This is a genomic window from Mucilaginibacter rubeus (genome assembly GCF_014643835.1).
Taxonomy (GTDB): domain Bacteria; phylum Bacteroidota; class Bacteroidia; order Sphingobacteriales; family Sphingobacteriaceae; genus Mucilaginibacter; species Mucilaginibacter rubeus.
Map to the genome: position 1 here is coordinate 178,176 of NZ_BMKD01000003.1, position 12,343 is coordinate 190,518.

Annotated in this window: 9 protein-coding genes; all 9 read left to right on the forward strand. The window is 45.3% G+C overall.

Annotated features, from left to right (window positions below):
* The 9 genes from IEX80_RS11235 (at window position 1) to IEX80_RS11275 (ending at window position 12,341) form a co-directional block, all read left to right on the forward strand.
* Window positions 1-876 (forward strand): hypothetical protein, encoded by an 876-nt coding sequence (locus IEX80_RS11235; RefSeq protein WP_139160016.1) that lies wholly within the window; start codon window positions 1-3, stop codon window positions 874-876.
* 36 nt (window positions 877-912) lie between these two features.
* The gene (locus tag IEX80_RS11240; protein WP_090531678.1) at window positions 913-2,283 is read left to right on the forward strand and encodes a PAAR-like protein; all 1,371 of its coding nucleotides are present in this window, start codon (window positions 913-915) and stop codon (window positions 2,281-2,283) included.
* A gap of 18 nt (window positions 2,284-2,301) precedes the next feature.
* Complete coding sequence (locus tag IEX80_RS11245) at window positions 2,302-3,078, forward strand: PoNe immunity protein domain-containing protein (protein WP_188832942.1); 777 nt, start codon at window positions 2,302-2,304, stop codon at window positions 3,076-3,078.
* Window positions 3,079-3,309: 231 nt separating this feature from the next.
* Complete coding sequence (locus tag IEX80_RS11250) at window positions 3,310-4,965, forward strand: glycoside hydrolase family 28 protein (protein ID WP_188832943.1); 1,656 nt, start codon at window positions 3,310-3,312, stop codon at window positions 4,963-4,965.
* Window positions 4,965-5,957 carry a pectinesterase family protein gene (locus IEX80_RS11255; RefSeq protein ID WP_188832944.1) on the forward strand — a complete coding sequence of 331 codons (993 nt, stop codon included), beginning with the start codon at window positions 4,965-4,967 and terminating at the stop codon, window positions 5,955-5,957. The genes IEX80_RS11250 and IEX80_RS11255 overlap by 1 nt, the downstream gene beginning before the upstream one ends.
* An 8-nt stretch (window positions 5,958-5,965) precedes the next feature.
* Complete coding sequence (locus IEX80_RS11260; RefSeq protein WP_188832945.1) at window positions 5,966-7,867, forward strand: glycoside hydrolase family 88/105 protein; 1,902 nt, start codon at window positions 5,966-5,968, stop codon at window positions 7,865-7,867.
* Between the two features lie 24 nt (window positions 7,868-7,891).
* Window positions 7,892-9,385 (forward strand): tagaturonate reductase, encoded by a 1,494-nt coding sequence (locus IEX80_RS11265; RefSeq protein WP_188832946.1) that lies wholly within the window; start codon window positions 7,892-7,894, stop codon window positions 9,383-9,385.
* 12 nt (window positions 9,386-9,397) lie between these two features.
* Window positions 9,398-11,050, forward strand: a complete 1,653-nt coding sequence (locus IEX80_RS11270; protein ID WP_090531667.1) for a UxaA family hydrolase — start codon at window positions 9,398-9,400, stop codon at window positions 11,048-11,050.
* 277 nt (window positions 11,051-11,327) lie between these two features.
* Window positions 11,328-12,341 carry a zinc-binding alcohol dehydrogenase family protein gene (locus IEX80_RS11275; protein WP_188832947.1) on the forward strand — a complete coding sequence of 338 codons (1,014 nt, stop codon included), beginning with the start codon at window positions 11,328-11,330 and terminating at the stop codon, window positions 12,339-12,341.
* The last annotated feature ends 2 nt before the right edge of the window (window positions 12,342-12,343 follow it).

Here is a 12,343-nt window from a genome sequence, read left to right on the forward strand (position 1 = left end):
ATGAATATATTACCGGTAAATACAGCTCAAAGTTCATGGTACCAGCTTAGCTCATCCAACCGTACTATAATCGGCACAAAAGTACTTGAGTTTGTGCAAGACAGGTGGATTGAAATAAAACTCATTAGCCATGACGATAAGCAACGGGTTTATGAATATACCCTGCTTGATCAAAATATGGATGGTTCGGCGCTGATCCATGAATGGGCAGCAGATATGGAATGGTTCCAGTCGCCGGTACAGATCATAACAGATCTGGAAGGGAAATTTATCGGCATCAATAATTTTAATAGTATCGCTAATTGCTGGCAGCAGGGCTTCCGGTCAAAAATCGCCAAAAAATATCGTCAGCAGGATGGTATCGATGTAATGCTGTCCGAAACAGACAAATTGCTGCAGGATCCTAAACGCTTTCTGCAATCATTTATGGGGTACAGCCATTACCGGTGCTTTTTTCAACCGTTTTACAGGGAATGGCAAGCCAATGAAAGCTCTTCCCTGATACTGAAAGGTTTTTTCGGCACAATTGACCTGCCGCTCGTCATCTACAGTTTTACCGAACAACATGGCAACACCGTAACCATAATTAACGAAGCCGAGGTTGACGAAGAAAGGTTTGAAAGACCTGTTTTAGTGAGGATGCTAAAAGACCTTACAAATACCTATAACCTGAAGGTTGACCTGCAAACCGAGATGGAAGAGATTTACAAATTTGAAAACAACATACTGCAGGAGGCCGATTTGTTTTTGCAATTACATGTGCCCTCATTTTATACCGTTGTAACGGCACATCAATGCAGGCGGATTGAACAGCATGAGCTTCCGAAGGAACGCGTTGATAAGCACGAGCTGAGCAACAGTATACTGCATGTATAAGGCTGAAGGTTTAGTACTAACAAAAAGTAATATCCGATGTCAAAAAAATATATTCCAAACAATAGCTGCCTTAAGTGCGATAAAGGGTCGGCTCCTGTGCGGTTAAAGGTAACGCATCATAATAACACAAAAATTTATGGTGAGTTCCTGGCCAGTGAGGCCGATATGGTGCCGGGTGAAAATATTTTGCCTATGGGCAGGTGTTCGGTAACGGGTGGCAGCTGCAAATTTGACCCAATTTACTGGGACAAGACCAATAAAGGTGTTAAGGTTAACGGCTACAAATTATTATTTGAAGATGCGAACCTGTTGTGCAAACAAGGCGGCAAAATAAGTGTTGACTTTAATGCGCCAAGCGGTATGAGCACAGCCGGGGCGCTTGTTACGGGTGCCGGTGCCGGAACGTTCAACTATGGTTCGTACACCAACACCCTTGATATATTGCAGCGCGGTACCATTTATGATGTTGAAAACGGCAAGATAAGCCTGGTACGGAGCAACAGCGAAAGTGATTACCGCAGGCACGGTAATTACGGGGAGATGAAGGACAACGTTTATCATCGGCAGGAAGGTTTTCGCGACGTAAGAAGCGAGCATCCTGTAATTGATATTGATAAACCTACGGCTTCGGGCATTGACGGGGCTTATGCCAAAGATAATGGGTATAAAATTACAGACGGTAAATACAATACAGCATCAATACAAAATACGACAACCGGCCGCGAGTTAAGTGAGCGATGGACGCGAAATCACATCGACAATAACGGGGCGATAAACCCGGCAGACGAAGCAGGGGTTAGACTGGCAAATACAGATGGCAGCCTGAACCGCGAGGTGATCAGGGTTAAGCCCGACGGAACCATGCAGTCAGAAACTATAAACTCCAACGGTTTTAAAGCTACCCGCGGGCAAAGTGAGGCCCTGGAAATAAAAACCAGCAGGGCAGGCAATTTTATGAATGGTGTAAGGTCGTCCATGCTCAATTCAAAACCTCTTACAGCCTTGTCCGAATCTAATTTTTCGCAGGCGGTACGTAATAGCAGAATTGCCACTGGCGCAAATGACGGCCTGTTTAAGGCAAGCCAGGCAATTGCACGTTCTCCGGCTTTAAGTGTGGCTGGCAAAGTTGCCGGCCGGGGGCTTATAGTTGTTGGTATCGCCCTTGATGCAGTAAGTATCTATTCGGCGTATGAAGAAGAGGGCGGTTTTGGCAAAAAAACAAAAGAAGCGGTAGGCGGTGCTGCCGGTGGCCTTGCCGGCGGTATAGCCGGCGCCGAAATAGGTGCAATGATAGGTACTGCTATATGCCCCGGGGTTGGTACGGTGGTTGGTGGTATTGTTGGCGGGGTTATCGGAGGCCTGGCCGGAAGCGGCATTGGTAAATCAATTGCAGGATGGTTCTCATAAATTTAAACAGCTTAAAAAATGGGTTTTTTTGATAAATTATTTGGCGGAGGTGGAACCACGGCAACACCCGAAACGCAGTTAAGAGCAGAATATAAAGACGTTGCTTTCTTTAAAAAAATGTTTGATAAGAAGCAGTCGATAATAAAAATGTACCAGGAACAAAATGTCACCCTAAAACAGCAGGAAAAGTTTCGCCCGATAAACAACTGGGTGCTTGCTATGGAACATCTTGACCTGGTTTATTTAAACTATTCTATCGGGAATGATATCAGCCTGTGTTATAATGAATATATAGCAGCTGCCGGATACTATGGCGAAGGCTGGGATGCCGACGCGTTTTATGCCGATATGATTGATATGGTAGCCTTAGGCAGCTTACTGAATGTACCTGATGAGGTATACGAGCCGGTTATTAATTATATCCGCCAGTCGGATAGTGGTTCCAGTTACCCAACCTGGACACCGGATGCCTTATTATGGTATATCATCAACACCAAAAAGCCGGGGAGCGGCCCGCAGCCGGATACGCTTATCACCGAAGCTTACAGGGATATTTATGATTTAACAAAAATGCCTAAAGCCGATGCGGAGCGCGAAATGAAACTTTACCTCGACAAATGGTACAGGTTGCATAAAGACGATTCATGGTATGAAAATCATAAAAAAGAAGGCTCATATAAAGGCTACTGGAGCTGGGAGGCCGGCGCGGTAACTAAGATATTGGGACTTGATGATAGCGGTTACGCTAATCATCCAAATTATCCTTATGATATGGTGCACTGGTCGGCTTCGTAATTGCGCGGTATCAAATAAAATCACTATAAACCGGAGTTGCTTTGAGTTTAACTGAAGAAATCCGGTCTCTTTTTTTAGCCGCTAAAACTTACGCAAACGTTTCTGGGAACGTTTGCGCGGTTTTTGTTGGGCAAATTCTTTTTTTTATTGCCGTCAGCCTTTAATCTTGTTTAGGATTTAATGTTCCTTCACCAATTATAGGGCGATAAATAGCTGTTTTAAAATAAAAACATGTCGGTAGTAAAAACAAGGATAGGGATAGCGGTTTTGCTTTTGGCGGGTTGCGTCACATCGCGGGTACAGGGTCAGCAGTATTCCTGGCAACATTTGCCGCGGGTAAATAAACCTGAATTTAAAAAGGATACCATCAACATTTTAAAATACGGAGCCAAAGCGGATGGCATTACGTTAAATACAACAAGTATCAATAAAGCGATAAGCGCCTGTAGCGCCAAAGGGGGCGGGGTAGTGCTTATTCCGCAAGGCTTGTGGCTAACCGGGCCGCTGGTGATGAAGAGTAATGTAAACCTGCACGTAAGCAGGGCGGCGCTGTTGCAGTTTACCGATGATAAAACTCAGTATAAACTGGTTGAAGGTAACTATGAAGGCCATGCCGCTGTGCGCAATGAATCGCCGATATCGGGTACCAACCTTACCAATATCGCTATTACCGGCGAAGGGATCATTGATGGTCACGGCGATGTTTGGCGGGCCATCAGCAAAGACAGGCTTACTGAAGCTGAATGGAAAAAACTGGTAGCATCGGGAGGCGTAGTGAGCGAAAATGGCAGGTCATGGTACCCTTCTGAAAGTTATGTTAACGGCCTTAAAGCACCTGGGGCAGGTGTTGTTGGCAATGGGAAAACTATAAAGGACAACGAACCCTATAAAGATTTTTTCAGGCCCAACATGCTGGTACTTACCAATTGTAAAAAAGTATTGCTGCAGGGCGTTACGCTGCAAAATTCGCCCGCATGGAATATCCATACTTTACTATGCGAAGACCTTACCATACAGAACGCAAGGGTCAGGAATCCCTGGAATGCCCAGAACGGTGACGGAATCGATGTAGAATCATGCCGGAATGTGTTAATTGAAGGCAGCACTTTTGATGCCGGCGATGATGGCATCTGTATTAAATCGGGCCGGGATGAAGAAGGCCGCAAACGCGGTAAGCCCACTGAAAATGTCATTGTACGGAATAACGTGGTTTACCGTGCCCATGGCGGTTTTGTGATAGGTAGTGAAATGTCGGGCGGGGCGCGTAATATTTTCGTGTCTAACTGTACGTTTATTGGTACTGACATTGGCCTGCGTTTTAAAACCACCCGCGGCAGGGGAGGCGTAGTTGAAAATATCTTTATTAAGGATATTGCCATGAAGGATATTCTTCATGAGGCTATTCTTTTTGATATGTACTACGGAGGTAAATCGCCCGGCGAAGCGGATGATATAAATGACCAGGCTGTTGTGCCGGTAACCGAAGCTACACCTTCGTTTCGCAAGTTTTATGTAAATAACGTAGTATGCAACGGTGCTGAAAAAGCGCTTATGATCCGGGGGCTACCCGAAATGGGGATCAAAGACATCCACATCGAAAACAGCACCTTCAAAACTGTTAAAGGAGCAGATGTAATAGAAGCACAGAACATCTTCCTGAAAAATATCCATCTCGAAAGCAAAGAAACCAACCCACTCATAAATATTCAAAATAGCAACAACCTTGCGTTTGATCATATTACCTATGGCAATACAGAGTTGTTGTTTAAGGTCAGCGGTAAAAAGTCGCAGCAAATAAAATTACTGAATACAGATGCCGCCAAGGCTAAGAACAAAGCTGAGTTTGCTTCAGGAGCAACCAAAAATGCAATAACCGGTTCAAATTAATGAAGAGAGCGGCGCTATTGATATGGATTGTTTTTGCTCCGGCACTATTGCTGGCGCAGGCTGTTGTTTATCCGAAGCGCTTTACTGTAGCGCAGGATGGCAGCGGCGATTTCAAAACCATTCAGCAGGCCGTAAACGCTGTTCGTGACCTGTCGCAGCAAAGGGTTTGCATTTACATAAAAGCCGGAGTATACCACGAAAAACTGGTAATCCCCTCCTGGAAATGTAATATCGAACTGATAGGCGATGGCCGAGATAACACCATTATAACCAACAGCGATTTCTCGGGCAAAGCAAACCCGCAGAGTAAGGATGCCTTCGGAAAAGCCGAGTTTACAACCTATACTTCCTACACTGTTTTGGTGCAGGGAAATGATTTCATCGCCAGGAATTTAACCATAGCAAATGCCGCAGGCCCCGTAGGACAGGCCGTGGCTTTACATGTTGAGGGCGACAGGTGTGCCATAATCAATTGCCGGCTGCTTGGCAACCAGGATACGCTTTATGCCGGTACCGAAAACAGCCGCCAGTTTTATAAAGACTGTTATATGGAAGGTACAACCGATTTTATTTTCGGCGAAGCCACTGCGGTTTTCCAAAACTGTGTGATCAAAAGTCTCCGAAACTCTTTTATTACGGCTCCCGCAACTACACCGCGACAGCGATTTGGTTTTGTGTTTTTGAACTGCCGGCTTGAAGCAGCTGATACCTCTGTAACAAAGGTTTATCTGGGCAGGCCCTGGCGGCCATACGCCAGATCTGTTTTTATCAATACAACAATGGGAAGCTACATCTGCGCCCAGGGCTGGGATAACTGGCGTAACCCGGAAAATGAAAAGACCGCCTTTTTTGCCGAATATAAAAGCAGCGGCACCAATATCAGCAAACGTGCGCCATGGTCGCATCAGTTAACTGAGGCCGAAATGAAAAAATATACATTTAATAATATTCTTGCCGGGAATGATAACTGGGATGTAATGTCAATAAAATGAGCTGTATAATGAAGAAAATATTATTGTTATGTGCTTTCCTGTTCGCGGGCCTGGGGCTAAGGGCGCAAACGCTGCCATGGTCACAGCGGATGGCTAACACGGCTATATATATCTGGGCAGATTCGTTAACGGGCGCCAACTGGTCGTATGACCAGGGGATTGTTTTGCAGGGGCTGCAAAGCGTTTGGCAGCAATCGGCCCGGAGTGAATATTTTACTTATATCCAAAAAGCGATGGACAGGTATGTGGGGGCAGATGGATCCATCCGTACTTACAAGGCTAAAGATTATACGCTGGATAATATCTTATCCGGCCGGAGCCTGTTGTTTTTGCAACAAGTATTAGGTACTGAAAAATACTACAAAGCTGCTTCGTTACTTCGCAAACAGTTGGACGAACAACCAAAAACACCCGAAGGTGGTTTCTGGCATAAAAAAAGATACGCTAACCAAATGTGGCTCGATGGCTTATACATGGCCGAGCCTTTTTATGCCGAATATGCTTCCGTTTACCATGAGGATGCGGACTTTGATCAGGTAGCCGATCAGTTTATCTGGATGGAGCTGCATGCGCGCGATGCTAAAACAGGTTTGTTGTATCATGCCTGGGATCAGAGCAAAAAAGAACGCTGGGCTAACCCGCAAACCGGTCTTTCGGCCAGTTTATGGGCCCGTGCCGATGGCTGGTACGCGATGGCATTGGTTGATGTGCTGTCGTATTTTCCGGCCAATCATCCTAAACGAGCGGCACTCGTTGCCATTTTAAAGCGCCTTGCGGTGGCTATACAAGCTTGCCAGGACCAGGGCACAGGTTTGTGGTACCAGGTGCTCGACAAGGGTAATAAAAAAGGTAATTACCTGGAAGCATCGGCTTCGTGCATGTTTGTGTATGCGTTGGCTAAAGGTGCAAGGGAAGGCTATCTGCCTCAAAAATATTTGCCTGCTGCCCGAAAAGCTTATGATGGTATCATCAAAAACTTTATTGAAACCGATGCCGATGGACAGGTAAACCTGAAAGGCACGGCAGGTGCTGTAGGCGTAGGTGGCGAACCATATCGCGATGGCAGTTACGAATACTATACCGGAGTAAAGACTGTCACCAACGAAACCAAAGGTGTTGGTTCATTTATGCTGGCCAGTGTAGAGATGGAACGTTTAGCCAATCTGAATGCCGGTAAAGGCAAAACCGTACTTTTAGATAGTTATTTTAATAACGAATACCATAAGGATATTACCGGTAAAAGCATCCCGTTCCACTACAAGTGGGAGGAACAGGATAATAACGGATTTTCGCTTTTTGGACGGATCTTTAATAATTACGGATTACATACCAAAACTTTAAGTGAGGCGCCGGATGATATAAATTTGAAGAAAGCTTCGGTTTATATTATTGTTGATCCTGATATACCAAAGGAAAACCCTGATGCTAAATATATTGAAGAACCACATATTAAAGCCATCAGTAACTGGGTTAAAAATGGCGGGATACTGGTTGTTTTAAATAACGATACCGGTAATGCCGAATTTGTACATCTGAACAAGCTAATGGCGAAATTTGGTATCAGCTTTAATCAAAATAGTGTTAACCGTGTAGTTGGTCGTAACTTTGAGCAAGGGGCAATAAATATTCCTGCGGATAACAGCATCTTTAAAACAGCCCGTAAAGTTTACATTAAGGAGCTAAGTACTTTGCAATTAACCAGTCCCGCCGTTTCGCAGTTAATCAATGGTAAAGATGTAATTGTAGCTACCGCCAAATATGGTAAAGGCACTGTGTTTGCCGTTGGCGACCCCTGGTTTTATAACGAATATACAGATGGCCGAAAGCTGCCACCCGACTATGACAACTTTAAAGCAGCTAACGATTTGGTAGGCTGGCTGGTGAAGCAGATTCCTCAAACAAAAAAATAGTAACTTATTACAATTCAAAAGAACATGATATTATCAAGATATAACCTCAACAAAACAACTGTACCGGCGGCAGAATTACCTCCTGCCAATGTATTCGATCTGCCTGAAAAGGTACTGCAATTTGGTACCGGCGTACTGTTGCGTGGCCTGCCCGATTACTTTATCGACAAGGCTAACCGTGCCGGCATTTTCAATGGCAGGGTGGCAGTTGTTAAATCAACCGATAAAGGCTCAACTACCGATTTTGATATGCAGGATGGTTTGTACACCATTTATTCAAAGGGGATTGAAAACGGCGAAGAAGTTAATGAGCAGGTGATCTGTTCGGCGATCAGCCGAGTGCTTTCAGCCTCAGGCGAGTGGGAAGAGATCCTGGAGATAGCGCGCAGCAAAGATTTACAAATAGTGATCTCCAATACAACCGAGGTTGGCATCCAATTGGTGAAGGAAGATGTACGTAAACATCCGCCAGCATCATTCCCCGGCAAATTGCTGGCTATTTTATATGAACGATACAGGGCATTTAACGGAAGGCCCGATACCGGTTTGGTGATCATCCCAACCGAGCTGATCATTGACAACGGTAAAAAGCTGGAAGCCATAGTATTGGAACTCGCCCACCTGAATAAACTGGAGCCCGCCTTTATGGACTGGCTGGAGAGCAGCAATAGTTTCTGCAACTCGCTGGTGGATAGGATTGTGCCCGGCAGGCCGGATCAGCAATTAAGTGACGCCATGGAAACCGAGCGCGGTTATACCGATAACCTCAGCATCATGTCCGAAACCTATAGTCTTTGGGCTATCCAGGGCGATGAGAAAATAGCCGAAGTGCTATCTTTTGCCCAGGCTGATAAGGGTGTTGTAATCACGCCTGATATTGAACTCTTCAGGGAGTTGAAACTCCGGCTGCTCAATGGAACGCATACCTTGAGTTGTGCCGTAGCCTATCTATCCGGCTTCAAAACAGTGAAGGAAGCCATGGATGATGCGCATTTTACCAAATTCATCACTCAACTGATGTTTACGGAGATCATGCCATCTATCCCATACCAGATTGATGAAGACGTAGCCCGTGATTTTGGTAACAAGGTGCTCGACAGGTTCCGCAACCCCAACATCAGGCACGAGTGGCTGAGCATTTCGGTGCAGTACGCTACTAAAATTAAAATGCGGGTTATTCCGTTATTATTGAACTATTACAAACAAAACAATAAGGCACCTCAAATGATGGCTCTTGGTTTCGCAGCTTTTATCCGCTTTATGCAGATTACCGAGACGGCGGATGGCAAATATACCGGAACGGCCCATTCGGATAATTACGCGGTAACCGACGACCAGGCACCTAATTTAAGCAAAGCATGGAACGGCGTTGATGCAGAAACAGCGATTGCAGCTATCCTTAAAAATAAAAGCCTTTGGGATACCGATCTGACAACGTTACCCGGCTTTACAGAAGCAGTGACAGCACAGTTTAAACTTATTAACGAACAGGGAAAGCTGGAAATAAGCGCTATTTAAATAGGAGGACAGATGAAACAGAATATATTAAAAGTGCACCCTGCCGATAATGTGCTTGTAGCACTAACCGATTTGCAGGCTAACGAGCAGGTTACTTACAAAGGTGAAACTTATACAGTAAAAGAGTTGATCCCGGCAAAGCATAAATTCGCTGTTGTCGAAATTCCCGAAGGTGGCGAAATCATCATGTATGGCGTACTGGTGGGCAAAGCTCAAAGCCTGATCCCGGTAGGCGGGTTGCTTAGTACTGCCAATGTAAAACATGCTGCAAATAGCTTTTTAACAGGCCAGAGCCATACTGATTGGCACAGGCCTGATATCAGTAAATGGGAAGGCAAAACATTCAACGGCTATCACCGCGGAGACGGCAGCGTAGGTACTGCGAACTATTGGTTGGTAATACCGATGGTTTTTTGCGAAAACCGAAATATTGAAGTATTGCAGGAGGCCCTGGTAAAACCTTTGGGTTATGGTCGCAAAAAAACATACGAGATCAAAGCGCAGGAGTTGATCGGTAAAATAAAAGCAGGGGCGGAGATAGATGAGGTTTTATACACCGAAATAGGCAGCGATACTGCTCAAAGCGCCGGTAATAAAGTTTTCCCTAATGTTGATGGGATTAAATTTCTAACGCATACAGGCGGTTGCGGGGGTACCCGACAGGATTCAACCGCGCTTTGCGGTTTGCTGGCCGGGTATATTACGCACCCTAACGTTGCAGGTGCAACAGTGTTAAGCCTTGGCTGTCAGAATGCCGAAGTGAAGACCTTGCAGGAGGAGATCAATAAACGCTCGCCGGAGTTTAACAAACCACTTTACATTTTAGATCAGCAGAAAACAGGTAAAGAGGCTGATTTGATGGAGCTGGCTATCAGGCAAACGCTTGCCGGGTTGATGCAGGCTAACCAATATACCCGCAAACCGGCTCCTTTAAGTAAACTGACCATAGGTTTGGAGTGCGGCGGATCGGATGGCTTCTCCGGTATTTCGGCAAACCCTGCTATCGGTTACACATCTGATTTGTTAGTGGCGATGGGTGGTTCGGTTATTTTAGCCGAGTTCCCTGAGCTTTGCGGGGTTGAACAAAATCTGATTGACCGTTGTTTGGATAAAACTAAAGCCGAGCGCTTTGCCGATCTGGTACGTACCTACAGCCAACGGGCCGAAGAGGCCGGTTCTGGCTTTTACATGAACCCGTCGCCGGGTAATATTAAAGATGGCCTGATCACTGATGCCATCAAATCTGCCGGGGCAGCCAAAAAAGGCGGCACATCGCCGGTTGCGGATGTGCTGGATTATCCCGAAAAAGTAACACAGCCGGGGCTAAACCTGTTGTGTACCCCGGGTAACGACGTGGAATCGACCACGGCCGAGGTTGGCTCGGGCGCTAATATCGTATTGTTTACTACCGGTTTAGGTACGCCAACCGGCAATCCAATAGCTCCGGTTGTAAAAATCGCCACTAATACTGCATTATTTAACCGAATGAGCGATATTATTGATATCAATACCGGTACTATTGTAGAAGGTGACGAAACCATTGAACAGGCGGGCGAACGCATCCTGGATTATGTGATAAAAGTAGCCAGCGGCGAAATTGAAGTTCATGCTGTGCGCCACGGTCAGGATGATTTTATTCCCTGGAAAAGAGGGGTTTCGTTGTAAAAAGATAAAAGTCTCAATTCATAAGTTCTGAGAGTGGCTTGAATTTATTGAATGTAGTTTACAGACAGATAAAATCATAGCCATTGGTTTTAACCAACGGAATAATGTGCAGCAATAAGAGGGCTTTAGCCTAAATTCGCTTGTATAATTGGGCTAAAACCAGGACTTTTAGCTTTTAGCGTTGGTTAAAACCAACGGCAATGAATATATTTAAAATAGTTTCTAAGTATAAAAAGTTGAATTTAACTTCAGACTTAGTACTACTAACTTAACACCAATGAAAATACTAACCTGTACAACACCCGGTCAATTGGATTATGGCACTGCTGATGTACCCCAATTAAAACCGGGTAATGCACTACTCAAAATAAAACGTATAGGCATTTGCGGCACCGATCTGCATGCCTTTGAAGGTACTCAGCCCTTTTTTAGCTATCCACGAATTTTAGGCCACGAACTTGCTGCCGAACTGGTTGAAGCTGGCGATGCCGAAGGTTTTGGAAAAGGTGAGGCTGTTACTTTTATTCCGTATTTCAATTGCGGGCATTGTATCGCTTGCCGTTCGGGCAAACCAAATTGTTGTGTAAATATCCAGGTTTGTGGTGTACATACGGATGGCGGCATGGCCGAATACCTGCAGGTACCATCACATTTATTGGTTCATGGCGAAGGTTTGAGCTTTGACGAACTGGCCCTGGTTGAGCCCCTTGCTATTGGTGCTCACGGGGTACGACGGGCCGATGTAAAGCCGGGTGAATTTGTACTGGTTATTGGTGCAGGCCCAATCGGCTTAGGTATTATGGAATTTGCCCGCATTGCCGGAGCAAAAGTCATTGCTGCCGATGTGAACGAACAGCGTCTTAATTTTTGCAGAGAAAATTTGAAGGTTGATTATACCATCAACGTAAAAAACGAAGATGTGAATGAGCGCCTGAAAGAGATCACCAATGGCGATATGCCTACCGTGGTGATTGATGCTACCGGCAATCAAAAGGCTATAAACGGCGCGTTTTTGTACCTGGCGCATGGCGGCAGGTATGTGTTGGTTGGTTTACAGCGCGATGAAATTATAGTAAGTCACCCCGAATTTCACAAACGCGAAACTACGCTGATGAGCAGCCGGAATGCTACCCGCGAGGATTTTGAACACGTGATCCGGTCGATGAAAAACGGCCTTGTCAATCCTCAAACTTATATTACCCACCGGGTAAAATTTGATGAAGTAAAAGATCAGTTTGAAAGCTGGCTAAACCCGGCGAATGGGGTTATTAAAGCTATTGTAGAGGTGTAGGT